The sequence below is a fragment of the Tessaracoccus pujii genome (assembly GCF_054483895.1).
The window spans coordinates 2,685,727-2,709,803 of record NZ_CM137012.1; the positions used below are offsets into that span (position 1 = coordinate 2,685,727).

General features: G+C 66.8%; 29 protein-coding genes. 24 read left to right on the top strand and 5 right to left on the bottom strand.

The window, feature by feature from the left end; translation table 11 throughout:
* The first annotated feature begins 396 nt into the window (after nt 1-396).
* Nucleotides 397-636: a phosphoheptose isomerase family protein gene (locus ACX1D0_RS12725; RefSeq protein WP_459018338.1), complete on the top strand. Its 240-nt coding sequence runs from the start codon at nt 397-399 to the stop codon at nt 634-636.
* Between the two features lie 92 nt (nt 637-728).
* Here ACX1D0_RS12725 and ACX1D0_RS12730 read toward each other — a convergent pair whose 3' ends face one another.
* From ACX1D0_RS12730 to ACX1D0_RS12745, 4 genes are all read right to left on the bottom strand, one after another.
* On the bottom strand, nt 729-1,205 hold the full coding sequence (locus ACX1D0_RS12730) for a EutP/PduV family microcompartment system protein (RefSeq protein WP_459018340.1): 477 nt from the start codon (nt 1,203-1,205) through the stop codon (nt 729-731).
* A 9-nt stretch (nt 1,206-1,214) separates the two neighbouring features.
* A complete protein-coding gene (locus ACX1D0_RS12735) occupies nt 1,215-1,565 on the bottom strand; it encodes a BMC domain-containing protein (RefSeq protein ID WP_345045374.1) in 351 nt (116 codons plus the stop codon).
* 70 nt (nt 1,566-1,635) lie between these two features.
* Nucleotides 1,636-2,742 (bottom strand): 1-propanol dehydrogenase PduQ, encoded by a 1,107-nt coding sequence (locus ACX1D0_RS12740; RefSeq protein WP_459018342.1) that lies wholly within the window; start codon nt 2,740-2,742, stop codon nt 1,636-1,638.
* Nucleotides 2,743-2,797: 55 nt separating this feature from the next.
* Complete coding sequence (locus tag ACX1D0_RS12745) at nt 2,798-4,132, bottom strand: PocR ligand-binding domain-containing protein (protein WP_459018344.1); 1,335 nt, start codon at nt 4,130-4,132, stop codon at nt 2,798-2,800.
* 283 nt (nt 4,133-4,415) lie between these two features.
* Here ACX1D0_RS12745 and pduA point away from each other — a divergent pair, with 283 nt between their 5' ends.
* From pduA to eutJ, 15 genes are all read left to right on the top strand, one after another.
* Nucleotides 4,416-4,691, top strand: coding sequence for a propanediol utilization microcompartment protein PduA (gene pduA, locus ACX1D0_RS12750; protein WP_459018346.1), 276 nt, complete (start codon nt 4,416-4,418; stop codon nt 4,689-4,691).
* An 8-nt stretch (nt 4,692-4,699) separates the two neighbouring features.
* Nucleotides 4,700-5,476, top strand: a complete 777-nt coding sequence (gene pduB / locus ACX1D0_RS12755) for a propanediol utilization microcompartment protein PduB (protein WP_459018348.1) — start codon at nt 4,700-4,702, stop codon at nt 5,474-5,476.
* Between the two features lie 8 nt (nt 5,477-5,484).
* A complete protein-coding gene (locus ACX1D0_RS12760) occupies nt 5,485-7,146 on the top strand; it encodes a propanediol/glycerol family dehydratase large subunit (protein ID WP_459018350.1) in 1,662 nt (553 codons plus the stop codon).
* Nucleotides 7,147-7,156: 10 nt separating this feature from the next.
* The gene (locus ACX1D0_RS12765) at nt 7,157-7,825 is read left to right on the top strand and encodes a propanediol/glycerol family dehydratase medium subunit (protein ID WP_345045358.1); all 669 of its coding nucleotides are present in this window, start codon (nt 7,157-7,159) and stop codon (nt 7,823-7,825) included.
* 12 nt (nt 7,826-7,837) lie between these two features.
* Entirely contained in the window at nt 7,838-8,353 is a 516-nt protein-coding gene (locus ACX1D0_RS12770; protein WP_459018352.1) for a diol dehydratase small subunit, read from the top strand.
* Between the two features lie 93 nt (nt 8,354-8,446).
* On the top strand, nt 8,447-10,279 hold the full coding sequence (locus ACX1D0_RS12775; RefSeq protein WP_345045354.1) for a diol dehydratase reactivase subunit alpha: 1,833 nt from the start codon (nt 8,447-8,449) through the stop codon (nt 10,277-10,279).
* Nucleotides 10,276-10,650 (top strand): glycerol dehydratase reactivase beta/small subunit family protein, encoded by a 375-nt coding sequence (locus ACX1D0_RS12780; protein ID WP_459018354.1) that lies wholly within the window; start codon nt 10,276-10,278, stop codon nt 10,648-10,650. The genes ACX1D0_RS12775 and ACX1D0_RS12780 overlap by 4 nt, the downstream gene beginning before the upstream one ends.
* On the top strand, nt 10,637-11,140 hold the full coding sequence (locus ACX1D0_RS12785; RefSeq protein WP_459018356.1) for a BMC domain-containing protein: 504 nt from the start codon (nt 10,637-10,639) through the stop codon (nt 11,138-11,140). The genes ACX1D0_RS12780 and ACX1D0_RS12785 overlap by 14 nt, the downstream gene beginning before the upstream one ends.
* Nucleotides 11,137-11,406: a BMC domain-containing protein gene (locus tag ACX1D0_RS12790; protein ID WP_345045348.1), complete on the top strand. Its 270-nt coding sequence runs from the start codon at nt 11,137-11,139 to the stop codon at nt 11,404-11,406. Before ACX1D0_RS12785 ends, ACX1D0_RS12790 begins: the two co-directional genes overlap by 4 nt.
* Nucleotides 11,407-11,411: 5 nt before the next feature.
* A complete protein-coding gene (gene pduL / locus ACX1D0_RS12795; protein WP_459018358.1) occupies nt 11,412-12,065 on the top strand; it encodes a phosphate propanoyltransferase in 654 nt (217 codons plus the stop codon).
* Nucleotides 12,066-12,073: 8 nt separating this feature from the next.
* Complete coding sequence (locus tag ACX1D0_RS12800; protein ID WP_459018359.1) at nt 12,074-12,817, top strand: flavoprotein; 744 nt, start codon at nt 12,074-12,076, stop codon at nt 12,815-12,817.
* 2 nt (nt 12,818-12,819) lie between these two features.
* The gene (locus ACX1D0_RS12805) at nt 12,820-13,089 is read left to right on the top strand and encodes a EutN/CcmL family microcompartment protein (RefSeq protein ID WP_459018360.1); all 270 of its coding nucleotides are present in this window, start codon (nt 12,820-12,822) and stop codon (nt 13,087-13,089) included.
* A gap of 2 nt (nt 13,090-13,091) precedes the next feature.
* Entirely contained in the window at nt 13,092-14,114 is a 1,023-nt protein-coding gene (locus ACX1D0_RS12810) for a cob(I)yrinic acid a,c-diamide adenosyltransferase (protein ID WP_459018361.1), read from the top strand.
* The gene (locus tag ACX1D0_RS12815; protein ID WP_459018362.1) at nt 14,111-15,538 is read left to right on the top strand and encodes an aldehyde dehydrogenase family protein; all 1,428 of its coding nucleotides are present in this window, start codon (nt 14,111-14,113) and stop codon (nt 15,536-15,538) included. The genes ACX1D0_RS12810 and ACX1D0_RS12815 overlap by 4 nt, the downstream gene beginning before the upstream one ends.
* A 168-nt stretch (nt 15,539-15,706) precedes the next feature.
* The gene (gene eutJ / locus ACX1D0_RS12820; RefSeq protein ID WP_459018364.1) at nt 15,707-16,564 is read left to right on the top strand and encodes an ethanolamine utilization protein EutJ; all 858 of its coding nucleotides are present in this window, start codon (nt 15,707-15,709) and stop codon (nt 16,562-16,564) included.
* Between the two features lie 152 nt (nt 16,565-16,716).
* Here the strand turns inward: eutJ and ACX1D0_RS12825 are convergent, their stop codons facing one another.
* The gene (locus ACX1D0_RS12825) at nt 16,717-16,917 is read right to left on the bottom strand and encodes an IS3 family transposase (protein ID WP_459020448.1); all 201 of its coding nucleotides are present in this window, start codon (nt 16,915-16,917) and stop codon (nt 16,717-16,719) included.
* Nucleotides 16,918-16,932: 15 nt separating this feature from the next.
* On the opposite strand from ACX1D0_RS12825, the gene ACX1D0_RS12830 reads away from it, so the two are divergent.
* The 8 genes from ACX1D0_RS12830 to ACX1D0_RS12865 all read left to right on the top strand — a co-directional run bounded on the left by ACX1D0_RS12830 (nt 16,933) and on the right by ACX1D0_RS12865 (nt 24,069).
* Nucleotides 16,933-17,196, top strand: coding sequence for a hypothetical protein (locus tag ACX1D0_RS12830; RefSeq protein WP_459018365.1), 264 nt, complete (start codon nt 16,933-16,935; stop codon nt 17,194-17,196).
* A 769-nt stretch (nt 17,197-17,965) separates the two neighbouring features.
* Nucleotides 17,966-20,134 (top strand): hypothetical protein, encoded by a 2,169-nt coding sequence (locus ACX1D0_RS12835; RefSeq protein ID WP_459018366.1) that lies wholly within the window; start codon nt 17,966-17,968, stop codon nt 20,132-20,134.
* Nucleotides 20,131-20,448, top strand: a complete 318-nt coding sequence (locus ACX1D0_RS12840) for a hypothetical protein (protein WP_459018367.1) — start codon at nt 20,131-20,133, stop codon at nt 20,446-20,448. Before ACX1D0_RS12835 ends, ACX1D0_RS12840 begins: the two co-directional genes overlap by 4 nt.
* A gap of 2 nt (nt 20,449-20,450) precedes the next feature.
* Complete coding sequence (locus ACX1D0_RS12845; protein WP_459018369.1) at nt 20,451-20,768, top strand: hypothetical protein; 318 nt, start codon at nt 20,451-20,453, stop codon at nt 20,766-20,768.
* A gap of 131 nt (nt 20,769-20,899) precedes the next feature.
* A complete protein-coding gene (locus ACX1D0_RS12850) occupies nt 20,900-21,691 on the top strand; it encodes a hypothetical protein (RefSeq protein WP_459018370.1) in 792 nt (263 codons plus the stop codon).
* A 343-nt stretch (nt 21,692-22,034) separates the two neighbouring features.
* The gene (locus tag ACX1D0_RS12855) at nt 22,035-22,382 is read left to right on the top strand and encodes a hypothetical protein (RefSeq protein ID WP_459018371.1); all 348 of its coding nucleotides are present in this window, start codon (nt 22,035-22,037) and stop codon (nt 22,380-22,382) included.
* Entirely contained in the window at nt 22,382-22,786 is a 405-nt protein-coding gene (locus ACX1D0_RS12860; protein WP_459018372.1) for a hypothetical protein, read from the top strand. Before ACX1D0_RS12855 ends, ACX1D0_RS12860 begins: the two co-directional genes overlap by 1 nt.
* Nucleotides 22,768-24,069 carry a ParB/RepB/Spo0J family partition protein gene (locus tag ACX1D0_RS12865; RefSeq protein WP_459018373.1) on the top strand — a complete coding sequence of 434 codons (1,302 nt, stop codon included), beginning with the start codon at nt 22,768-22,770 and terminating at the stop codon, nt 24,067-24,069. The genes ACX1D0_RS12860 and ACX1D0_RS12865 overlap by 19 nt, the downstream gene beginning before the upstream one ends.
* The last annotated feature ends 8 nt before the right edge of the window (nt 24,070-24,077 follow it).

Consider the following 24,077-nt stretch of genomic DNA (forward strand, 5'->3'; position numbering starts at 1 on the left):
ACCCCCACCGGACACGACGGCTCGGGACACGACCAGGTGCGCTTGCGCCACCACACCACGGTCGGTTCGGTGCGCCGAAGCAGGGTGTGTCGATCAGACGCACGGTCCGTCGACCGTGGGAGCCGGCCACGACCCCGCACGAGGGACAGCCCATCACCGTGGACGGCGACTCGACGGTGATCTGCAATCGGCCCGGGTCGCGCTCGACCCCGATGACATGGAGGCCGGGAAGGCCCACCAACAGGTCGCAGCGGTCACAGTAGGCATCGGACGCGTGGCAGCACGTCGTGCAGCCCGTAGGCTGGTTCATCGTCGAGGTCCTCGTGGGCAGGGAGTGTGGTAACTCCTGATCCTGAGGGCCTCGACCCCTACCTCAGCCCACCAGCCTCACCCGGCGTGTCGCCCACACCCACCGCAAGTACGAAGAGCCGGATTGCCTCGGCCCATCTCGCCTTGCCCGGCCAGACCCGCCTCGGCGCAGACAACCAGCCAACTGCGGCCAGGTCGATTCAGCCGGTCGGCACTCTCTTTGAGCAGCTGGCTTGGTTGGCCTGCGACTCCCTCGTCGTGCTGTTGCGCGAACGGACGGGCCAGTCCAATGACGAACTCATCGAACGCCACGCCAACCTCGAGTGATGGCGCAGCCTGCCCAGCTACGCGCGCCGACCCTCTCGTGGCCCGGCGCGCGTCGCGCAATTGGGCTGCGGCGGCGGACCGCTAAGGACGGATCACCTACCAGCACGGGGCTTAGTCGGAGCCAGGTCGTGGGCAGTCCCATCGTCACGATGGAGTTCGGCTATCAGTTCTTCGAGACCGTCACCGGTCAGCGAGTCGACGCAGAACACCTTGCTGGCGCCGGCGAGCCTGAGATGCCAGACGGCGTCGTCGCGGCGTCCCTTCGCCAGCCCGCATTTTGTGACGACCCCGATGACCTCACGGTTGAAAGCTGAGGAGAAGCCCGGCGGAAAGCGGGTGCCGCGCACGTCCGCGGCTTGCACCAGGACAACGAGATCAACCGCGTATGAGGCGTTGATCAGTGCGCTCTTGTAGATGCGGGACTCGAGGAACTCCCCGGGAGTGTCAACCACTCCGTGCTCGGTCTCGAGAGCCTGGGTCTTGGCGTAGCTGAGTTTGTGGCCATGCAGCCGCTGTCGCAGGGTGGTCTTCCCGACACCGACGCTCCCAATCAGCAGAATCGAGCGCACGCCAGGGCCTTACGTCCGGGTGATCGGGCAGGGCGTGAAGCCGAGCACGCCGACCAGCGTCTCTACCACGGCCTGCACACCGGCCTCGATGTCGGCGAGTTGTCCAACCAGGAGTAGCGAGCCCGAGAAGCGATCGACGTAGGCGAGTTCCACGTCCGCAGCCTTCGCGGCGATGTCCCCACCGATGATCGCTGCCTCGCCAGGGGTGAGTGTCATCACCGCGACGGAACCGGAGGCCTTGTCCTGAATGCCGATCTTCGGCAGGAGCTGCGGATCGGCATTGGCCATGATGTGTGCCAGTGTCACCTGTTTACCGGGCACGAACTCCTGGATGATCCGGGTCTTCTCGGTGTCGATCATTAGCCTTCCTTCGGCCCGCTGCGGGTAGGGCGGAGAGGTTGCCCACATGCTCACAACGGAAGTGGTTCCATCACAGGATCTGACGCAGGATCGCGGTCAGTTGAGCTGTTGTCGGCTGAACCGGATTGGTTGGTGTGCAGCGGTCGTTCAGCGCTGTGGTTGCGATGTCGTCAGTCGAAGCCTGGAGATCGGCGACCGAGACGCCGGCTTCGCTGATCCGAGCGGGCATGTCCAGTTCGGAGCGAAGTCGTTCGACAGCGCCGATGAGCGACAGGACCCCCGCCTTGGTGCTGCCGCTGGCCATGCCCATCAGGCGTGCCAGCCGGGCGTACCTCGCCGCGACCTTTGGCGATTCCGCTGCGTTGAACGCCATCACATGAGGCAGCAACAGTGCGTTGATCCGTCCGTGCGCCACCGGGTATCGGCCACCGAGCGCGTGGGACAGGCTGTGCACGATGCCGAGGCCGGCGTGGTCAAAGGCGAGAGCCGCCAGCGTTGACGCGTTGTGCATGCGCTCGCGCGCATCGAGATCGGAGCCGTGACCGTAGCAGCGGGCGAGGCTCTCGAACACCATCCGAACGGACTTCTCGGCGAAGGCGTCGGAGAAGTCGCTGGCGTTCGTGGCCACATAGGCCTCGAGACCGTGGGTGAGCACATCCATGCCCGCGTCCGCGGTGACCTTGGGCGGAACGCCCAAGACCGCGCGCGGGTCGAGAATGGCGACAGCTGGGCGCATGGCTGGCGACACCATGGCGATCTTGGCGTGCGTCACTTCGTCGGTGATCACCGAGAACGAGGTCACCTCCGAGCCCGATCCGCTCGTCGTGGGCACGACCACCAAACCGTGCTGCGCGGCACGGCCGACTTCAAGCGCAGCCTGATGCATCGCCTTGGCCGCATCGATTGGCGACCCACCGCCCAGCGCCACCACGACCTCGGGGTCGGCCTTCAGGTAGCACGTCGTCCCTCTTCCGACCAGCGCGACTGTCGGGTTCGGTTCGACCTCATCGAACACGGTGACCTGGGAGCCGAGCCTGGCGCGGGCCTTGCGGAACAGGTCGGTGGACGCCAGGAAGGGGTCCGTCACCAGGAACACCCGTTGATCGCGGTGCTTGTCCAGCGCTTCGAGGGCGTTGGCCCCGAAGCGGATCGACGTGTCGAGCTGGAATGTGGTCATTGTGAAGATCCTTACGATTCATCAGAGGCGGAGGCGCGTCGACGGGCCACGTTGGTCAACCGGCAGCGGCGAGCCGTTCGGCACGTTGTTGCTGCCGATATTCACCCGGCGTGAGACCGACATGCTTCTTGAACGTTCGAGAGAAATAGTTGGGAGGCTGGAACTCGAGTTCGGTGGCGATGCGCATGATGGGCTTGACGGTGTGTGTCAGCATCAGCTTTGCCCGCTCCAGCCGCTTGGCCGTCACATAGGCGGTGTGGCTCCGGCCGGTGTGCTGTTTGAACTGGCGAGAATAGTGAGATTCGGATATCGCCAGGTACTGTGCCGCTGAGGAAATAGAAAGGAACACCGTCGGGTCCTTTTCGATCTCGTTGAGGAGACTCGCCATCGTGCGGTCCTTCACCGCCAGTTTCGGTTCGACCAGGTCGTGCAGCTGGATCAGCAGCCGCTCGCAGTGAACTTGGCACTCGTAGCGGTTCATCGCAGCCCGGCGATTCCCATTGCGGCTCGCCACCGCGATCGTCATCTCCCGTCCGTACTGCGCGCCCTCGCGCTGGGCAACCGCGATCAACGCGTCCTCAAGGCTCCGCAGGTCGTCGCGGGGTACTTTCTGGCTCCATCGGGGCAGCAGACCGTCCAGGTAGGAGCCGAGTAGTTCGAGATTGCCGCCTACGTTCTGGGCGTGCAGATTGCGCCTGATGGCTACCACGTCAAGCTGGTCTCGCCGTCGGGCCGGGATCAGTGGGATCGGCCTGGAAAGGCCGTCGACCAGCGGAACCAGATCGGCCGTGGCTGCGACCGGCAGCCTCCCCAGGTTGGGCCCCGTCGTGACCAGGCCGCCGAAGGTGTGCGACCGCTTGGACAGGGTCTCGTTCACGAGCTGCGCAATCGCATTGGCGGCTCGGTGCAGCTTGTCTACGTCGATCGTCCTGATCTCGCTGGCCAGATGCTGCAGTCCAGGGTCCGCGCTCGGTGTGGAATGAGCAGCCAGCAGTTGCCGTAGGTCGTACTGGCCCCTGGTCAGGAGCACCTGTCCGGCTGCTACCGCGCCGAGGAACTGGTTGCCCATGATGATGGAGACCGAGAAGTCGACCAGCCCGGCGTGGCACTGGTACACCACAGGCTTACCTTCGAGCGAGCTCTGGAACCCACCGTGCGCGTCGCAGCCGTAGCAGAGTTGCCTGGTCGCCGGGTTGTTCCTCAGGAACTGGCACAAGTCGGTGAAATGGGACGGGTCGGTTACCGGGGCGCCGGTGGAGTCCACGGTGATGACACCGAGCCCGGTGTCCGCCGCGAACTCGTCCTGTATCTTCTGGAGGCGTTCGACGTCGACGAGGTGACGGAGATCGAGAGCGCCGTAGTCACCGTCGCCCAGAACGATGTTCGACAATGCTCATCCCCCTTTGATCTTGGCGTTCTCAGATTCTCTTGTTGACACCGGCAATGCGGCGGTGACAATTCGCAGGCGTACGCTGGCCCGACGGTGACAGCGGTACACCTGGTCCCGGACCCCGGAACTTTGTCGCCATCTTAGGCAGACCTTGCCTCCCATCTCTAGGGGCGGCAGATACTGAGGGCGGCTTTGTGTAGCCGCTTGCGCAAATCGTGTCCCTCGATGCTGCTACCCTTGCCGGGAGGTCATCAACCGGCCTCGCTAGACGAAGGAGTCCAACATGCAGGATGCACTGGGCATGGTCGAGACCAAGGGGTTCGTGGGCGCGGTCGAGGCCGCTGACGCGATGGTCAAGTCGGCGAACGTGCAGCTGATCGGCAACGAGAAGGTCGGAGCCGGCTTGGTGACGGTCATGGTCCGGGGCGACGTCGGTGCGGTGAAGGCGGCCACCGACGCCGGCGCGGCGGCAGCGGCAAAGGTGGGCGAGCTGGTCTCCGTCCACGTGATCCCGCGCCCGCACACCGATGTCGAGAAGATCCTTCCCGGCGCGAAGTGAGCTGAACGATGTCTGAGGACCTGGTCGACAAGGTCATGGCGGAAGTCATGAAGAAGGTGTCGCCTCGGTTGGGAGAGGGCGCGCTGTCAGCACAGCCCGCCGTCACCGAGTTCGTCGGTACGAACCGACTCGGTGATTCCATCGGCCTCGTCATTGCGAACGTCGACTCCGACCTTCTCGCGATGATGAAGCTGGAGCGGGAGTACAAGTCTCTCGGGATCCTGGGCGCCCGGACGGGTGCCGGCCCGCAGATCTTTGCCGCCGATGAAGCCGTCAAGGCGACCAATGCCGAGGTGCTGAGCATCGAAATGGCCCGTGACACCAAGGGCGGGGCCGGTCACGGCTCGCTGGTGGTGTTCGGGGCTGAGGACGTCTCCGATGCCCGCAGGGCCGTTGAGGTCGCGCTCACCGAACTGGACCGTACCTTTGGTGACATCTATGCCAACGACGCGGGCCACCTGGAATTCCAGTACACCGCGCGTGCCAGCTATGCGTTGCAGAAGGCATTCGGCGCCCCGCTGGGCAAGGCGTTCGGTATCACCGTCGGGGCTCCGGCCGCGATCGGCGTCGTGCTCGCCGATACGGCCGTCAAGGCATCGACCATCGACCTGATCGGCTACTCCAGCCCGGCGCGGGGAACCAGCCTCACCAACGAGGTGATCGCCGCGTTCTCCGGTGACTCCGGTGCCGTCCGGCAGGCGATCATCGCGGCCCGAGAGGTCGGCATGCCACTACTCGCGGCGCTCGGGACACAGCCCGAGTCGGCCTCCACCCCCTACATCTAGGACGAGCCATGAGGTCAAAGAGATTCGAAATACTGGACGCGCGTCCAGTCAACCAGGACGGCTACGTCAGCGAATGGCCCGAGGTGGGCCTGATCGCCATGGACGGTCCGAACGATCCCAAGCCGTCGATCAGGATCGAGAACGGGGAGATCGTCGAACTCGACGGCAGGCAACGTGCCGACTTCGACATGCTCGACACCTTCATCGCCAGCTACGGCATCAACCTGGAGCGAGCGGTGGAGGCGAACGCGATCGACTCGGTGCGCCTGGCCCACATGCTGTGCGACATCAACATCCCACGCCATGAGTTGATCCCGTTGACCACGGCCCTGACGCCCGCGAAGGCCGCCGAGGTGGTCTCCAGGATGAGCGTGCTGGAGATGATGGCCGCGGTGACCAAGCTGCGTGCCCGCAAACGGCCGGCCATGCAGGGGCACGTCACCAGCGTGACGGACAACCCGGTGCAGTTGGCCGCGGATGCGGCTGAGGCCGGAATCCGCGGCTTCGCCGAGGAGGAGACCACCGTCGGGATCGTGCGCTACGCGCCGCTCAACGCGCTCGCTGTTCTGGTCGGTTCGCAGACCGGCAGGCCGGGAATCCTCTCCCAGTGCGCGGTGGAGGAAGCCACCGAACTCCAGCTCGGGATGCGCGGGCTCACGTCCTACGCGGAGACGGTCTCGGTCTACGGCACCGAAGCGGTATTCATGGATGGCGACGACACCCCGTGGTCGAAGGCGTTCCTGGCTTCCTGCTACGCCTCCCGTGGCCTGAAGATGCGGTTCACCTCCGGCACCGGCTCCGAGGTGCAGATGGGATTCGCCGAGGGCATGAGCATGCTCTATCTCGAATCCCGCTGTCAGTTCATCACCCGGGCGGCCGGTTCGCAGGGCACTCAGAACGGCTCGGTCTCCTGCGTGGGTGTGGTCGGAGGAGTGCCACAGGGCGTCCGTGCCTTCCTCGCAGAGAACCTGATCGCGATGATGCTGGACCTGGAGTGCGCCTCCGCCAACGACCAGTCGATGTCGCAGTCCGATCTGCGGCGGGTTGCGCGGTCGCTGATGCAGTTCGTGCCCGGCACTGACTTCATCTGCTCCGGCTACTCGACGGTGCCGAACTACGACAACATGTTCGGTGGCGGGCACTGGGACGCCGAGGACTTCGACGACTGGCTCATCCTGCAGCGTGACATGCGGGTGGACGGTGCGTTGTCCCCGGTGTCGGAAGAGGACGTGATCGCGATCCGCCGGAAGGCGACCCGCGCCATCCAGGCAGTCTTCAAGGAACTGGGGTTGCCCGAGATCACCGACGCCGAGGTGGAGGCGGCGACCTACGGACACGGCTCTCGAGATCTCCCCGCCCGCAATGTGGTGGAGGACCTGGTGGCGGCCGACGACCTGATGAAGCGCGAGATCACCGGTCTCGATGTGGTGCAGGCGCTGATCCGCAGCGGCTTCGATGACGTAGCTGAGGCAGTGTTCAACCTGATCAAGCACCGCATGGCAGGCGACTACCTGCAGACCGCGGCCATCTTCGATGGTGATTTCCGGATCGATTCGGCAGTGAACAACCCCAACGACTACGCGGGCCCGATGACCGGCTACCAGATGTCGCCGGAACGCTGGGATCAGATCAAGACGATCCGTCAGGCCGTCAGCCCGGAAAGCATCTGAGGTGACAGTCATGGATCAAGCCACACTCAAGAGTCTGGTCGAGCAGGTCATCCGTGAGGTCGTTGGTGGGACGGCGTCGGCACCGAACCCCGTGACGGCTGCTGGCACCGCGGCACCTGCGGCGAACGTCGGCGAACTGCGGATCGTGGAAGCCGGAGACGCTCAGCGCGGAACCGACCCGAAGGAGGTCGTCATCGCGCTCTCGCCGGCGTTCAGCACTGGGATCCACCGGACCATCATCGGGATTCCGCACGCCACGGCGCTCAAGGAGCTCTGTGCCGGCCTGGAGGAGGAGGGCATGAGGTACCGCTTCGTGCGTATCTACAAGACGGCCGATGTCGGTTTCGTGGCGCACGAAGCGGCCAAGTTGTCCGGCTCCGGCATCGGGGTCGGAATCCAGTCCCGCGGGACGACGGTGATTCATCAGAAGGATCTGCCGCCGTTGTCGAATGTCGAGTTGTTCAGTCAGTCGCCGCTGATCGACGAGGCCACCTTCAGGGCGATCGGCAAGAACGCGGCCCGGTACGCCAAGGGGGAGAACCCCGAGCCGGTCCCGGTCCGCAACGATCCGAGCACCCGACCGAAGTACCAGGCCATCGCGGCGCTCCTGCACAACAAGGAGACGACGTTGTGTGATCCGTCCAAGAAGCCGCAAGCGCTTCAGGTAACCATCGGCTAGGAGGGCAAGGTCATGGATCAAGAGGAACTGATTCGTCAGATCATGACCGAGGTCATGAAGAATCTCGGCAGCGAGAACCAGGTTGCGTTCGAGAAGAAGCCGGTGCCGGCCGGAGCCACGGTGGGCGTAGCCGACTATCCGCTGGCCGAACGACGCCCTGAGCTGGTGCGCACCGACAGCGGCGCGCGACTGGCCGAGCTGACGTTCGAGCGGCTGAAGTCGGGGGACCTGAAGCCGTCGGATTTCAAGATCTCGGCTGACACGCTCGAGCTGCAAGCGCAGGTGGCCGACGATGTCGGACGCGGTTCGCTGGCTCGCAACCTGCGCCGCGCGGCGGAGTTGGTTGCGGTGCCGGACGATCGGCTGCTGGCCATCTACGACGCCCTTCGGCCATACCGGTCCACCAAGAAGGAGCTGCTGGATATCGCCGCCGAACTCGAAGGTACCTACGACGCGAAGGCCGCGGGGATATTCGTCCGCGAGGCCGCCGAGGTCTACCAGGCGCGTGGCCGGCTGCGAGTCGACTGAGCACGTGCTGACGGGCGTGGAGGCGGATACCCGCCGCCACGCCCGTCCTCCCAGGAACCAACCTGCCGCCGTGGCCGGGGAGGTTCCCCATTGATGACCGACCGCACCAGAGAGGAACCCGTGAAGCTGATCGCCGGGATCGACATCGGCAATGCGACCACTGAGGTCGCACTTGCCGAGGTTGACGGCGCGGACCTACGGTTCGTGGCCAGCGGCACCATCCCGACAACGGGCATCAAGGGCACCGATGCCAATCTGACCGGTATCTTTCACGCCCTGCAGGATGCGGTGAAGGCGGCCGGGCGCTCGCTCTCGGACCTTGAACTCGTCCGGATCAACGAGGCGGCCCCGGTGATCGGCGACGTCGCGATGGAGACGATCACCGAAACCATCATCACCGAGTCGACCATGATCGGACACAATCCGGCGACGCCGGGAGGGCTGGGGATCGGTGTGGGCGTAACCGTTCCCATCGACGAACTGTCCGCGGCGCCGCCGGGCTCGTGCATCGTCGTGGCCGGCCGGACCCACCCCTACGACGACATCGCCCGCCGGCTCAACGAGGCTACCGCCGAGGTGGCCGGTGCGATCCTGCAGTCCGACGACGGCGTCCTGGTCCACAACCGGCTCAACCGCAAGATCCCGATCGTCGATGAGGTGCACCTGATCGAGAAGGTCCCGCTGGGCATGCTCGCGGCCATCGAGGTCGCCGAGGCCGGACGAATCGTCGAGACCCTGGCGAACCCGTTCGGCATCGCGACCCTGTTCGGGCTGGACGCCGAGGACACCAAGCAGGTCGTGCCGCTCGCCCGCTCGCTGGTGGGCAATCGATCCGCGGTAGTGATCAAGACTCCCCAGGGGGACGTCCAGGAGCGGCGCATCCCGGCCGGCAAGCTGACCGTGCACGGCGCTGCGAGCCGGCTGGAAGTGGATGTCGAACGAGGCGCCGAGGAGATCATGTCGGCGGTTGGTCGGGTGCGCCAGGTCAACGACGTCACCGGCGAACCCGGCACCAACGTGGGCGGCATGATGGAGAAGGTGCGCGTCACCATGGCGCAGCTGACCAACCTTCAGCCGCGGGACGTGAATGTCACCGATCTGCTAGCGGTCGATACCCAGGTACCCCGGCGGGTGGCCGGCGGAATCGCCAACGAATTCTCGATGGAGGCTGCGGTCGGCATCGCGGTCATGGTCAAGACCGACCGGCTGCAGATGCAGCGGATCGCGGCCGGACTCGAAGCCAAGCTGGCTGTCGCGATCGAGGTGGGCGGGGTCGAGGCCGACATGGCCATCCGCGGTGCGCTGACCACGCCGGGCACCGCCGCGCCGATCGCGATCCTCGATATGGGAGCCGGTTCCACCGACGCTTCCGTGATGCGGGCCGACGGAACCGGTGAGTCGATCCACCTGGCCGGGGCCGGCAACATGGTGACGCTGATGATTCAGTCGGAGTTGGGCCTGGAGAACTTCGAACTCGCCGAGGATCTCAAACGCCACCCGCTGGCCAAGGTCGAGACGGTGTTCAACATCCGGCACGAAGACGGCACGGTGCAGTTCTTCGAGGAGCCGCTTCCGCCTGAGGTCTACGCGCGGGTGGTCATCCTCAAACCTGAGGGAATGGTGCCGCTCGATCTTGATCTGCCGGTGGAGACCATTCGTCAGGTGCGGATCCGGGCGAAGGAACGCGTCTTCGTCACCAACGCCATTCGTGCGCTCCGCCGGGTGAGCCCGACCGACAACGTACGCGACATCGACTTCGTCGTCTTGGTCGGTGGCTCGGCGCTCGATTTCGAGATCCCGCAGTTGGTCACCGCGGCACTGGCCGAGTACCGAGTCGTCGCCGGGCGCGCCAACGTGCGGGGCACCGAAGGTCCGCGTAACGCGGTCGCGACCGGGCTTGCTCTCAGTTGGCAGGAGCAGTCATGACCAAGCCGACGCCTCCGGCCATCGCACTGCACGTTCACCTGGACGTGCCCGAGACCGCGCTGACCGGTCTGCTGCTCGGCATGGAAGAGGAAGGAGTGCCCGCGGAGGTGACCCGCCGCGACGAACTCAACCCGCTCGCGCTCGCCCACGCTGCTTCCCTCGAGTCCAGGCTGGGAATCGGGGTCGGTGTCGCGCTCGACTACGCCGTGGTCACCACCGAGAAGCTCCCTGAAGGGCGGCCGTACATCGCGGAATGGCTGGGGGTCAGTGACCGCATCGTCGGATCCAACGCCGCTCGAATCGTCAAGCGCATCCCGCTGCGCGCCACCACCAGAGAAGGGAATCACCATGCAAGCCTTGGGGCTGATTGAGGTTGTGGGGCTGACCGCTGGCCTTGAGGCGGCCGACGTCGCGTGCAAGACCGCAGATGTGGAGTTGGTCGGCTACGAGCTGGCCAGGGGCAGCGGCTACGTCACCATCAAAGTGCTCGGCCAGGTCGGAGCGGTCAACGCCGCTGTCGCAGCCGCTGTCTCCGCGGCGGGACGACTCAACCAGGTGGTGAGTTCACTGGTCATCCCGCGGCCGGCCTCGGGAGTGGGGTCTCTGGTCCGGAATGCCGCGACGATCGGGTTCGACCCGGTCCCGGTGGTCGATACCCCGGAGGAAGCGGCGCCGCCGCCGGAGCCGGCAGCTCCGTCGGAGACAGCCACTCCGGCGGAGACTGCCCCTCCGCCCGACACCGAAGTTGAGGATGCCGCCGACACGCCGGATGTGGAGACGCCCCGCAGGGGCGCCGCACGAAGCGCTGCACCGAAGGCTGGCGCGCGACCGGCACCCACCCAGAAAGGAGACCAAGCATGAGCCAGGCGCTCGGCATTATCGAGACCAGGGGCTTCGTCGGCGCCGTTGAGGCTGCCGACGCCATGGCCAAGGCTGCGAATGTCAGCCTGATCGGGTCGGTCCGGATCGGCTCCGCGCTCGTCACGGTGCTGGTCCGCGGCGATGTCGGAGCGGTCAGGGCGGCCGTGGACGCGGGTGCCGCAGCGGCGGAACGGGTCGGTACCGTCGTGGCTCGCCACGTCATCCCGCGGCCGCACCGCGATGTCGAGAAGCTCCTGCCGAGGTGATGACCATGCCCGGGACACTTCTGATCGATGAGATCGTCGAGCGAGTTCTGCAGAGAATCGCCGAGGCGGACCCCGCCCAGACCATCGTCGGGATCTCCAACCGGCACGTCCACCTCGACGATGCCGACTTCCACACCCTCTTCGGCTACGCCAAGCCGACGGTGAAGAAGTACGTGCGCCAGCGCGGCGAGTTCGCCGCAGAGGAGACAGTAACCCTGCACGGACCCCGGGGCCACATGGACCGGGTTCGGGTGATGGGCCCGAACCGTCCGGCCACCCAGGTGGAACTCAGCCGTACCGACTGCTTCGCGCTCGGCGTGGCAGCACCGATGGCGCAGTCGGGGAATCTGGCCGAGGCCGGGCCGATCGAGATCGAGGGCCCGGTCGGCCGGGTGGTGAAGGCCCATGCGGCGATCGTCGCCGGCCGTCACATCCACATGGGCCCGGACGATGCCGCCAGGCTGGGCGTCAAGGACCAGGACCGGGTCAGCGTTGTCTTCGGCGGCGAGCGCGGCGGTCGGCTCGACCAGTTCCTGGTGCGAGTGAAGGAGAGCTTCCTGCTGGAGTTGCACCTCGACACCGACGAGGGAAATGCGATCGGCGCCCGGACGGGGGACTACGTGACGATCTGCGACGTGCCCCGGCGGACCTCACCGTAGGCGTGACAGTGGACGAGCGGGAACTGCGCGGGCTGATCCGCCAGATTGTGTCGGACATGCTGCAGCCGCGGCGCGGTCCGAACGCGCTGGTGCTGTTCAGCGGTGCCTCGCTCGGCTTCGAGGCGGCGTTGGGCTCCCTGGCGCGACTCGCTCCGGAGATGGGTCTCGACTGGATCCAGACCCCGGCCGCCGAGCACATCCTGGATCAGGACGCGATCGCCGCCTCGGGGATGACCCCGGCCAGCCAGTCGCTGGTGCAGGCGCATGACGTGCTGATTGTGCCCACCGCGACAGTCAACCTGCTGGCAAAGGTCGCCCACGGTGTCTGTGACTGTCTGGCGTCGAATGTGATGGCGGAGTTCATCATGAGCAACAAGCCGGTCGTGGTGGCCGTGAACGCGGCCTGCCCGGACAGCGCCGACAAGCGGGGCTGGTTCCCGGACATTCCCCCGGGCTACCGGGATCTGTTGCGGGGGAACCTGGAGCGGGTGCGGTCGTTCGGGGTCCGGTTGACCTCGGCCGAACAGCTGGATCGGGCAGTGCGGCGGCAGCTGACGAAGACAGCTTCGCTGCCCAGTGACGCCAAACAGGAGAATCCCGTAATCAGGTGCACCGAGCCGGTGGTACATGAAGCCCTGCTCCGCGCGGTCCCACCGGGCACCGTAGTGCGTCTCGCGCCGGCCGCGCTGATCACGCCGCTGGCTCGGGAGACCGCAGCCGCGCGAAGTATCGCCTTTGAGAGAGTGAGCTGACGATGTATCTGGCCAAGGTGATCGGCAATGTTGTCTCCACCAGCAAGGATGAACGGCTGGTGGGCTTCAAGCTCCTGCTGGTGAGGCGGCTGAACGAACTCCACGAGCTAGTCGGGGTGCCCGAGGTCTGCGTCGACACCGTCGGTGCCGGCAGTGGCGAGACGGTCATCGTCACGAAGGGATCCTCCGCCCGGTTCGCCGCGGACCGCCAGAGCAGCCCCATCGACTCCACGATCGTCGGGATCGTGGACACCGTAGAGATAGAGGCCTAGCCATGCCCGCGGTCTACACCCGCACCGGTGACAAGGGTGACACCGGCCTGTTCGGCGGTTCACGAGTGGCCAAGCAGAGCCTCCGCGTGGAGGCCTACGGCACCGTGGACGAGGCGAACGCCGCGCTCGGCGAAGCGAGGGCGGTGTTCGAGCCCGGTCGCTGGCGGAACCATCTGCATGCCATCCAGCTACGCCTGTTCGTGGTGGCCGCCGAACTGGCCTCCGACGCCCAGGGCGCGGGCCAGTTGGGCAACACGATCTCCGCCGCCGACGTCGCCGGCCTTGAGCGGCTCATCGACGAGTGTCTGGAGATCACCGGCCCGCAGCGGGCCTTCGTGGTGCCCGGACGCGACCCGCTGTCCGCCCGGCTTCACCTGGCGCGCACCATCGTGCGTCGTGCTGAGCGCCGCACCTTGACGTTGGCCGAGCAGGAGCCGGTGCGACCCGAGCTGGTGACCTACCTCAACCGGCTTTCGGACGCGGTCTATGCCTTGGCCCGGCTGGCCGAGACCTGGCACGATCGCGCCCGGGTCGAGCGGGCAGTCCGCGATGCCGTAGCCAAGCTGCTGCCTGGCGAGGCCCCGCCGGCGGGTGACCCGGAGCCGGCGACAGCCGGGCTCACGCTCGACCTGGCCCAGCGGCTTGCCGCCGCCGCCGAGCAGGCGGCCCAGGCTCGTGGGGTTCCGATGGTGATCGCCGTCGTCGACACTTCGGGGAACCTTGTCCTTCTCCACCGCATGCCCGGCTCGCTGCTGGCGAGCCTGGAACTCGCACCGAACAAGGCATGGACCGCGAATGCCTTCAAACAGAGCAGTGCGGCCGTCGGTGCGCTCGCCGCACAGGGTGGGCCGTTGCCGGGCCTTGCCAGTGGCAACTCGGGCCGGGTCGTCCTCTTCGGCGGCGGTGCGCCCCTGGTTACCCAGGGCGCGATCGTGGGCGCCCTGGGCATCTCCGGCGGCACCGTCGAAGAGGACATCGCCGTGATGAACGAAGCAATCAACAGCGTGATGGGAGTACAGGAATGACGATTGACACTGCTCAGCTCGTTGCAGTTATCCGAGAGGTGCTGGCCGAACACGACGGCGGGCCACTCCACGCCGCTGCGCCGTCCGCGCCGCGGCCCGGCGTCGAGGGCGACGGTGTGTTCGCCGACATGGACGGCGCTGTCAACGCTGCGGCGGCGGCTGCCCAGGCGTATCGCCGGTGCACGATGGCCGACCGGAGACGCTTCGTCTCTGCCATTCGCGAGGTCATGCTCAAGCCGGAGAACCTCGACTACATGTCGGTCCAGGCCGTGATCGAGACCGGAATGGGCAACGCCGAACATAAGTACCTGAAGAACAAGGCCGCCGCAGAGGGAACCCCCGGGGTCGAGGATCTGGAGACGACGGCATGGTCAGGCGACGAAGGCCTCACCACCGTGGAGTACTCCGCCTACGGCGTGATCGGCGCGATCACCCCGACCACCAACCCGACGGAGACGGTCACCTGCAACTCGATCGGCATGCTCGCGGCAGGCAACGCCGTGGTGTTCAGCCCCCATCCCCGGGCCAAGAACCTGACTCTGTGGCAGGTCCGGCAGTTGAATCAGGCGCTGCGCGCCGCCGGTGCGCCGGAGAACCTGATCGTCACCGTCTCCGAACCGTCGATCGAGAACACGAACAAGATGATCGCCCACCCGGGCGTGAAGATGCTGGTGGCAACCGGTGGACCGGGGATCGTGAAGACGGTGCTCAGTTCCGGCAAGAAGGCGATCGGCGCGGGCGCCGGCAATCCGCCGGTCGTGGTCGACGCCACCGCCGACATCGGGTACGCGGCCAAGTGCATCGTCGATGGTGCGAGCTTCGACAACAACGTGCCGTGTACCGCCGAGAAGGAGATCGTGGCCGTCGACGCGGTGGCTGACCTGCTCAAGTTCGAGATGGTCAAGCGAGGTGCCTATGAGGCCTCTGCCGAGGAGGTGCGCCGTATTGAGGCGCTCGTCCTGAACCAGAAGCGAACCGGTCCGGACACCGACTGGGTGGGAAAGCCCGCGGCCGAGATCCTCCGCGCCATCGGCGTCGAGCCGCCGGCAGGCGTGCGGTTGATCGTGTGCGAGGTGGACGCCAGTCACCCGTTCGTGGTCCACGAACTAATGATGCCGGTGATTGGGCTGGTCCGGGTGCCAGATGTGGACGCGGCCATCGCGCTCGCTGTCGAGTTGGAGCACGGCTACCGGCACACCGCGGTCATGCATTCGAGGGACGTCAAGGCCCTCACCCGGATGGGACGAGAGATACAGACCACGATCTTCGTGAAGAACGGACCCTCGTTCAACGGCCTCGGTATCGGCGGCGAGGGCTTCCCGACCTTCACCATCGCAGGCCCGACCGGCGAGGGACTGACCCGGACCCGCAACTTCGCAAGGGTGCGCCGGTGCGTCCTGATCGGAGACCTCAACGTGCGCTGATGCGCCGCGGGCGCGGGATCGCCTCGGACGCCGGATGCCGGGCTCTCTGCGGTGCGATCGGTCAGCGGGCGCGTTCCGATCGGGAAGGGGCTCCGCCAGAGTGCCCGGCATCCGGTTACGGGTGGCCGAACGAAGGGTCAGGTGAGGAGTCAAGGAGTGTCGGTGAGTATGGAGTCGTCAATCCCTGTGGCCAGCGAGCCGGAAGCGGCCATTCGTCGCTTCGCGGAGCTGACCCGCACTGGGGCGGTTGATGAGCCGCGCGGCGAACCCAGGCTGGGCATCGACCTCGGCACCGCGAACATCGTGGCGTCCGTCGTTGACCAACTCGACCGCCCGGTTACCGGAGCCTGGCTCCACTCCACCGTCGTCCGGGACGGCGTCGTGGTGGACTGGGTTGGTGCGACCAGTGCGGTCAGGAGCCTCGCCGCAGAGGTCGAGCATCGGCTGGGCTTTCGGTTCACGAGGGCATCGCTATCGATCCCACCGGGCATCAGCCAGGGCGATATCCAGGTCTTCCGCAATGTTGCGGAGGCTGCCGACCTCGACGTCGAGTGTGTCGTGGACGAGCCGGTGGCGGCTGCCCGGGCGCTCGGGATCACCGACGGCTGTGTGATCGACATCGGCCACGGCACCACTGGGGTGTCCATCCTGGCCGGAGGCGAGGTGGTCCGCTCAATGGACGAGGCCACCGGTGGCCACCACATGACCCTCGTCGTCGCCGGCCGCCGCAAGATCGACTACGACGCGGCTGAGGCGGTGAAGAAGGATGCCGCGGAGTACGACGGTGTGCTCAGCCTGATTCGGCCGACCCTGCAGAAGATGGCGTCGATCGCGGCGTCTGTGCTGGGTGGACAGGACGTCCCGGTGGTCTATCTGGTCGGCGGCTCGAGTTCTTTCCCCCACGCTGCAGAGGTGTTTACCGCCTGGCTGGACCTGCCGGTGATCCGGCCGGCTGAGCCGCTCTTCGTCACCCCTCTCGGCATTCCCATGCGTGGACCCGCGGGTACACGTCAGCGAGCAGGCTAGGAGGTTGCTAGACCTGATTGCAGGAGCTTTGGGCCGCCGCCGGCCACCGTCAGCCTGCCCGGCCGCTCCGCTGGTCGATGCGTTGGCACACGAGGATCTGACGCTCCTTGAGTCGGTTCTGATGAATCGCCCCGGGTTTCGTGGAGGCTCGGTTAGTTGGTTCCGGCCTCGGTGAGGACCTGGTTCTTACGGTAGTGCTGGATCGTGGTTGTTGCCCAGTGGTGGGTCTCGTACTCGGCGGGTGGGACGAGTCCGATTTCGCCGTGGAGGCGTCGGTGGTTGTACCAGTCGACGTACTCGGCGACGGCGATCTCGACGTCGACGACCGACTTCCAGCCGCCGGTGGGTCGCATCACGGGGTTGCGGCGGTGACGCCCGATCAGTACACGTTCCTGCTCAACATGGCTCAGATCATCGCGACCATCTGGCTGGTTCTCGCTTTCACCACAATCCCGCGGCGTCGCGCCTACAGACCGGACGTCACCGACTGGTTGGTGGCGACGCTGCATGTTCTTGTTTTCGGTGCCGCAGCTTTTGCGGAGATTGAGATCGTAACGGTCTTGACGGCGTTCGTGGGGGGAACCGAGATCCCTCGTGATATCGCCCAGTTCGTCGTGGAGGTGTCCTCTTAGGTAGTGACGCTGGAAGTCATCGTGGTGATGCTCGCATTCATGTTTCCCCGGTTGGCTAGCTGGGTCGGGCGTGCTGACGAGACCCCCAAGCCGGAGGGGATCGAGCCGCCCGAATGAACCTTCTCATCCGAGCTGTCAGGATCTTCGTGCGTGAGCCCTGACCTAGCCCGATGTCTGGCAAGGCATCCCAGCCGGGCACGCAACGGTGTCTCAGGACAACAACTGGCGAAGCCGGACCGCCTGCCAGACGTGGCCGGGTCAGCACCTGCCCGCGATCACCGCAGCCGTTCCAGGCGCTTTGGCAAGTGGCCAGCTGAGCGCGAAACTGCGGGCCCGCCAATCCAATCGCTCGGGGATCCGAGTCGCGCGGGCAGCCTCGTAAAAGGTGCCAAGAGCCTGTCAATCGCGCTGACAAGAAGGCGAGACACTGACAAATTGCGCGAGAACCTTGCAGGCAGCAGCATCGTTGCCCTGCCGCGCCTCATCTAGGGGCGCCCTCGTCCGAACCTCTCCGAGAACCCGTCGAGGGCGACTCTAGGTGGGGTGTCAAGGCGCCAAGTAGCGGTCCCTTGCCCCCGAGCTCGCATGCTACGGACGGACAGGTGCGGACCAGCAGGCTCGGCACACTGCGGCTGTTGACTGCCAACGCACCCCTCACGATGTCCCACCGAGAGCACACCACTTCGGCACCGGCGTGTCACCAGAGGCAGCTGAGGGGCACCTTCTTCGTGGTGAGACCAGAACAACCGAGGTGAGGAACCCTATGGCCATGACCCGGCGACCACCCGCCCGTAGGCCGGTGACGCCGGCAGAGCCGGCGGTGCGCGTTCCGCCCCGGCCGGCGACGCACTGGCGAGACTCGATGGTCGTGGCCGGCTGCGGGGTGGCCGCGTTCGGGGCTGCTCCCCTGGTTGCGGCCGACCATCTGGCAGTGCCGGCACTCGTCGCAGCGGCGTTTGCCGGAATGGGGACCGGCGTGGTGGGGGAGAGGACCCACCAGCGACGCAAGTTGGAGGACCGACTGCTGGAGGCGTTGGCACCCCTGTTGAGGATCCGGCAACTTGATCGTCGCGTGTTGCGCACGTCCCGGTGGAAGGGTGGCTGGCTGGGTGCCCCGATTCGCATCCAACTGCAGTACGCGCCAGCGGCGCCTGCCGATGACCCGCTGTGGGTGTCCGAGGTACTGGCCGTGGTCGAGGCGAACCTGCTGGCGCCGTACGTGGTCCGCCAGCATCGCCGCGCCAAGGGGTTGCTGGAGCTGCGCCGGGCCACCAACGCAGACTTGGAAGTCGACGAACCGCCGTACTCGCAGGTGCGGTGTGAGCGAGCCATCAAGGAGCTGATGGGCCCCACGGCCAAGACGATCGACGCCGAGCTCGACGGGGACACGCTGTCGGCCATCACGGTCACCCATGAGGCCGGACCGAAGCTGGCAGCGTCGGGGTACCGCAACCGGATCGAGCGGACGATCTCGACGATGATGCCGGGTCGGTGGCGCGCCCGATGGGACCTGGAGAACGACACCGTCCGCTTCGAAATCCGCCCCACCCTCCCGCAGAGCGTGTGGCTGCAACCCACACCCCTGGATGATCCCGACGAGGTGCTGAAGAACTACCGCAACGCGTGGATCCCCCTGGCCATCGACGAGGACGGCGAGGTGATCAAGTGGCGTCCCGCGATCGTCCCGCAGGCTCTGGTGATCGGCGGCACGGGTACCGGCAAGACCAGCACCGGCCACGGCATGCTGGGGGAGATCACCCGCCGCGCCTGGCCGGTGTGGGTGGTCGACGGCAAGCGTGTGGAGTTCCTGGCGTTCCGGGACTGGCCCAATGTGCAGATCATCGCCGGCGCGGTCACGCAACAGGTTGCGGTGATCCATCGCGCGTGGGAGCTGATGGAATACCGCTACCAGCTCATCGAGGACGGCCTGGCGACCGTCAACGACTTCGAGCCGCTGTTCGTCTTCGTTGACGAATACACCGACTTCCGCGCCAACCTGCTGGCCTGGTACCAGCGCATCAAGGTCAAGGGCGACCCGACCAAGCCGGTCACGTTCGAACAGGTCGCCAGCCTGGCCCGTAAGGGGCGCACCGCCCGGATCCACCTGGTGGTGTTCACCCAACGACCCGACGCTGAGTTCTTGGGCGGGGAGATGCGGGACAACTTCGGCTTCCGGGTCAGCATGGGCCGGCTCAGCCCTCAGGGCGCCATGATGATGTGGGAGAACCCGGCCACCGGCGTCTCCCTGCCCCGCGATCGCACCGGCCGGGCGATCGCCACCAACGCAGAGGGGCGCGCCGTCGAGGTCCAGTGCTACCGGTTCCCCGACATGGACGCCGAGGAAGGATCCGAGGAGTACACGCTGCTGCAGCAGATCCGGCCCCCCCGCGCGAAGTGGCCACGTCTGGTCATCGTCCCTCCCGAGCCCAACGATGAGGGCACGCCCCCGACGTTCACCGACTACCTGGGGGCCGAGTTCGCTCTGGCGTCGGAGCGGCCCGACCTGGACCCGCTTGCTTTCGACCCCGACCAAGAACGGCCTGACGGACGTGAGCTCGCCTCTGCCATGGCGTCCCTGGGCATCACCACCCCGGACGGCGGCGGGCGGAGGGTTCGGCATCCCGACCTGACCGGACTGGACACCCCCGACGGCGATGGCCCGCTGACGGCAGCCGGCTACACGCCGGAGGCGCAGGATGACTATCTGGGCTACGGAGAGCCCGTCCACTGCTCACCGCGCGACCTGATGGTCGGAGACCTCATCGAAGTCGACGAGGGCAGCGGATCTTGGGCGGTTATCGACGAGATGCCCGACGACGACCTGGCCGCCCCCGGCTGTGTCGCGCTGTCCTGGCGCGGCGACGGCGACGAGAGCGGATCCCTGTCCGTATCCGATGACGAACGCCTACTGGTAAGACGACCCGAGGAGGACCTGTGAGCACCGCACCAAGCAGTCACGGCTGGGCCGACAGCCCCGAGGAAGAGGTGATCCTGGTGATCGTCGGGGCGGTGGCCTTCGGCGCGGCCGCCGCCAGCGCCGGCAGCCTGTGGCTCATGGGCGCCTCCTACCTGGTCGACCACGGAATCTTGGTGGCCGCCGCTAACCACCCGCTGCTGGCCATCCCCGGTGCGGACGGCGCAGGCCTGGATCTGCCCCGCCTAGCGATCCTGGCCGGCGCCGGGTTGATCGGGCTTGCTGCGGCCATCAGCGCCGTGCGGCGATCCTGGTTCCGGCACGCCGAGGTGGTCTGATCGTGGCGCCGGCCAAGGGCAGGGAGGCCCAAGCACAAGCGGCCGCCTGGCACCTGGTGGCCGCCGCATGCCGCGGCATGAAGCACCTGTGGGACACCCAGGAGCAGCTGCACACCCAAGCCAGCGACCAAGCCGAAGCCGAACAGGCCGCCGCCCCGCTGCTGCGGGTATGCAGCTGGTGCCCAATCACCGCCGAGTGCCGCGCCTGGGCACGCGCCGACTCCTACACCGGGATTGCCGCCGGCACGGCGTGGTCGGATGGTAAAGAAAGATCCCCGCACTGGGTCCCCGGGCATCCGCCCCGCAAACTCGCCAGCTGACACCTCACCCCGGGGCTGCCCCACATGCGATGGACCGGCCAAGAACGGGCTGCTGGACTGAGGAGCAGCAGAACAACACACCAACCCCTGCGGGCGACTCACCACCGCCCCGAGCACAGGAGCTGATCCTGATGACCGACGCCACCCTCCTCACCGATGACCACCTCGATCTGCTCGTCACCGCCGCACGCGAGTGGCGAGTCCTGATCCCGCGCACCATGGCAGCCTTCAACGAGGGCCTGCTGCAGGAGCACTTCGTGATCGGGGCGGCCAACGAGGTCGGCAACCTCATCCGCCAGGAGAACACCCATGCACTGGGATGGCTGGCCGAGCACGGCCGCACCAAGCTCGTCGACCGCCACCAGCCCGCCCCCTACCGGTTCCAACCGGTCGAACACCTGGACCCCGTCGAGGTGGTCAAGGCCGCCCACGCTGCCACCTCGGCATGCGAACCCAGCCCCAGCTGGGCGGGAAGCCCCGTCAAGAGGCTCATCGACGCTGTGCTGAGGGCGGCAATCCTGCGCATCGACGGTTACGCCGAGGCGCCGTGGCTGTGGACCCGTCCGCTGCTGCGCTCCGGTGACCCGATCGGTGTGGCACTCGGCGACCAGCACCCCACGATCCCCGGCCTGCGCTGGGTCGAACCGCAGGCGATCGCCGCGCACTGGGAAGCCGCGCCGGTCGTCATCTTCACCGTTCCCGCCGCACTGGAGGCGCCACCCGCACTGAAGCCTCGCGCCGGCGTGTTCGTCCTGTCCGACGGCGACGACCAGGAGTCGGTGTGGAACGCCTTGGTGACCCTGGACATGCAGGCGCTGGTGCTGCTGTGGCCCGCCTGCGAGCCCTGGCTGCTCGACCAATTGAACTCGCCTGATCGTGAGTTCACCGAGTACCGGCACCATGACGACCGGTTCGGAGCATGACCGCGCCAGTGGTGGGCCCCTACACTGGTCGCGGCCGGATTCGTCTGGCCCCCCAGGCCAGGCCGGCGCAGCGGGGTGGTGCCCGTGAGCTGCCTGACCTGTCACCCGATGGGACCGGGAATCACACCGAGTGGTATCGGTGCCCGGCCCCGCGGGTGTTCGGGCCGCTGAGCCCGCACGCGTCACCGCGCCCCCTCGTCTGGCACCTTCTGGTGGACGAAAGCAGCCGTCCCGGAAGTGAGCTCGAGATGACCCACCACAAACCCCTCATCACCAGCAACCCGGCACGTCTGGGGGGCGGCGGCCTGAGCGTGGCTCCCGCTGCCTCCCAGAGTTCCCGCCGATGGGAAGCCTGACCATGGCGATCGACCTCGAGCTGTGTGTTTCGGTTCGCTGCGATCACTGCCCTGTGGTCGTCCAGGACGCTGCGGGCCGCCTCCACTACTGGCCGTCCATTGAGGCCGCCATCCATGACCTGAGCGGCAGGCCCGAACCTTGGCACCTCACCCCCGATCACGCCACCTGCCCTGGCTGCCGCGCAGCAGCGATCTGTGAGGAGCAGGGCCATCGGTGGGGGAACTGGAAGCCTCTGGACTTCTTGGGGGAACCCGCCCTGATCATCCACTTCTGCAAGCGCTGCGACGCCAACGAGGTCGCCGACCTGGTCCCCTCCGGAGAGGGCGCCACCTGATGAAGGCCTGGACCCACATCAACACGTGGACCGGCTACCTCGTGTTCGGGGTGCCGGCCGCGTTCGCGGCACTCGCCCTGCTAGGCACCCTCGCCCAGTTCGGCGTGTGGGATGCCGTGACGTCCGCCCTCATACCCGCCGTCTTGGTGGCCGCACCGCTCCTGTTGTGGATCCGCTATGTGAGCCAGCGGCCCACCAAGATCCGGCAGTGGATCGGATGGATCATGGTGGCGACGCTGTGCCTCACCGGGGCCCTGCTCTCGCCGCTCTGGGGCTGGGCCGTGCCCGGCCTGCTCCTGCTCGCCTCAGAGGCCGCCCTTGCGATCACCGGCTCCGCTCGCCGGGTGGCGGCGGAGCGAGTCCCTGCCCCCCGGAAGGCTTGCTCATGCTTGACATCCAGTTGATCCCCGTCCACCTGATCGATCCCCATCCACGGAACCCGCGCCGAGATCTTGGTGACCTCACCGAACTCGCCGACAGCATCCGCGCCCAGGGCATTCGTCAGAACCTTCTCCTGGTCCCCGCCGGCGCCGACCGCTACCGGGCCGTGATGGGCCACCGCCGTCTGGCAGCCTCCTCCCTGGCTGGCCTCAATGAGGTCCCCGCCGCCGTCGACCCCGACCTCACCGCCACTGCCCAGGTCGAGTTGATGCTCATCGAGAACTTGCAACGCTGCGACCTCAGCGCGATCGAGGAGGCAGAGGGCTACCAGCAGCTCCTCGACCTCGGCGTGAAGGGCACCGCGATCGCCCGACGCACCGGCCGCACCCGGAAGACGATCGACAGCCGCCTGAAGCTCCTCGCCCTGCCCGAACCGGCCCGCGAGAAGGTCCACGCCCGCCTACTCTCGCTCGAGGACGCTGCAGCGATCGGGGAGTTCGACGACGTCGAAACCGTGACCCTCCTGATGCACGCCGCCGGCACGTCGAACTGGGGCTGGCAACTCGCGAACGCACGCGACCTCCGCAACAAGCGCAAGGCCCAGCAGCCGGTCGTCGACAAGCTGGCCGCGCTCGGGTTCGATCCCCTCCCACCGGAGGCGACAACGTGGCGGGACTACCAGCTGGTCGCACAGTTCCAGAAGACCGACGAGATCGGGGACGCCGACGAGTACCCCGCCGACGCCGTGTTCGAGGCCGGACGCTACAGCGCTTCAGTGTCGCTGTGGCAGCCGAAGCCGGACGCCGACGAGTTCGCCGCCCAGGAAGCAGAGGATGCTGCCGAACGCGCCCGCGAACGAGCCCAGCGCGACGCCCACCAGGCCGAAGGCGAACAGGCCCTCGCCCTGCGTGACCAGTTCGTGCTCGACACCCTCACCCGCAAGTTGACCGCACCGGAACGGGCCATCATTACCGCGGCGTTCGCGGACGCCACCCTGCGGCGCAGTCACTGGTCAACTTGGGACCTCGATCGCCTCATGGGTTTCGACACCGGTCAACCGACGATCGACCAGTGGCGGGCCCGGTTCCCCAGGGCCACGCCCGAGCACGTCCTGCTGGTGCAACTTCACGCGAGCGAACGCAACCCGTACGCGTGGCCCGACATTGACCTCGACCTGGCCGACTTCTACGGGCTGCTGGAGCAGTTGGGCTACGAGGTCTCCGACACCGAACGTGTCCGCCTGACCAGGTCACCCAAGGACCCCGACGTCCGCGAGCCGGACGCCGTCGAACCCATTGCGTCCTGAACCCCCGC

Coding starts and splice junctions, on each gene's coding strand:
- ACX1D0_RS12735 (WP_345045374.1), bottom strand. CDS start 1,565: ATGATCGACACCGAGAAGACCCGGATCATCCAGGAGTTCGTGCCCGGT.
- ACX1D0_RS12740 (WP_459018342.1), bottom strand. CDS start 2,742: ATGACCACATTCCAGCTCGACACGTCGATCCGCTTCGGGGCCAACGCC.
- pduA (WP_459018346.1), top strand. CDS start 4,416: ATGCAGGATGCACTGGGCATGGTCGAGACCAAGGGGTTCGTGGGCGCG.
- pduB (WP_459018348.1), top strand. CDS start 4,700: ATGTCTGAGGACCTGGTCGACAAGGTCATGGCGGAAGTCATGAAGAAG.
- ACX1D0_RS12760 (WP_459018350.1), top strand. CDS start 5,485: ATGAGGTCAAAGAGATTCGAAATACTGGACGCGCGTCCAGTCAACCAG.
- ACX1D0_RS12765 (WP_345045358.1), top strand. CDS start 7,157: ATGGATCAAGCCACACTCAAGAGTCTGGTCGAGCAGGTCATCCGTGAG.
- ACX1D0_RS12770 (WP_459018352.1), top strand. CDS start 7,838: ATGGATCAAGAGGAACTGATTCGTCAGATCATGACCGAGGTCATGAAG.
- ACX1D0_RS12775 (WP_345045354.1), top strand. CDS start 8,447: ATGACCGACCGCACCAGAGAGGAACCCGTGAAGCTGATCGCCGGGATC.
- ACX1D0_RS12780 (WP_459018354.1), top strand. CDS start 10,276: ATGACCAAGCCGACGCCTCCGGCCATCGCACTGCACGTTCACCTGGAC.
- ACX1D0_RS12790 (WP_345045348.1), top strand. CDS start 11,137: ATGAGCCAGGCGCTCGGCATTATCGAGACCAGGGGCTTCGTCGGCGCC.
- pduL (WP_459018358.1), top strand. CDS start 11,412: ATGCCCGGGACACTTCTGATCGATGAGATCGTCGAGCGAGTTCTGCAG.
- ACX1D0_RS12805 (WP_459018360.1), top strand. CDS start 12,820: ATGTATCTGGCCAAGGTGATCGGCAATGTTGTCTCCACCAGCAAGGAT.
- ACX1D0_RS12810 (WP_459018361.1), top strand. CDS start 13,092: ATGCCCGCGGTCTACACCCGCACCGGTGACAAGGGTGACACCGGCCTG.
- ACX1D0_RS12815 (WP_459018362.1), top strand. CDS start 14,111: ATGACGATTGACACTGCTCAGCTCGTTGCAGTTATCCGAGAGGTGCTG.
- eutJ (WP_459018364.1), top strand. CDS start 15,707: ATGGAGTCGTCAATCCCTGTGGCCAGCGAGCCGGAAGCGGCCATTCGT.
- ACX1D0_RS12825 (WP_459020448.1), bottom strand. CDS start 16,917: ATGCGACCCACCGGCGGCTGGAAGTCGGTCGTCGACGTCGAGATCGCC.
- ACX1D0_RS12835 (WP_459018366.1), top strand. CDS start 17,966: ATGACCCGGCGACCACCCGCCCGTAGGCCGGTGACGCCGGCAGAGCCG.
- ACX1D0_RS12850 (WP_459018370.1), top strand. CDS start 20,900: ATGACCGACGCCACCCTCCTCACCGATGACCACCTCGATCTGCTCGTC.
- ACX1D0_RS12855 (WP_459018371.1), top strand. CDS start 22,035: ATGGGAAGCCTGACCATGGCGATCGACCTCGAGCTGTGTGTTTCGGTT.
- ACX1D0_RS12860 (WP_459018372.1), top strand. CDS start 22,382: ATGAAGGCCTGGACCCACATCAACACGTGGACCGGCTACCTCGTGTTC.
- ACX1D0_RS12865 (WP_459018373.1), top strand. CDS start 22,768: ATGCTTGACATCCAGTTGATCCCCGTCCACCTGATCGATCCCCATCCA.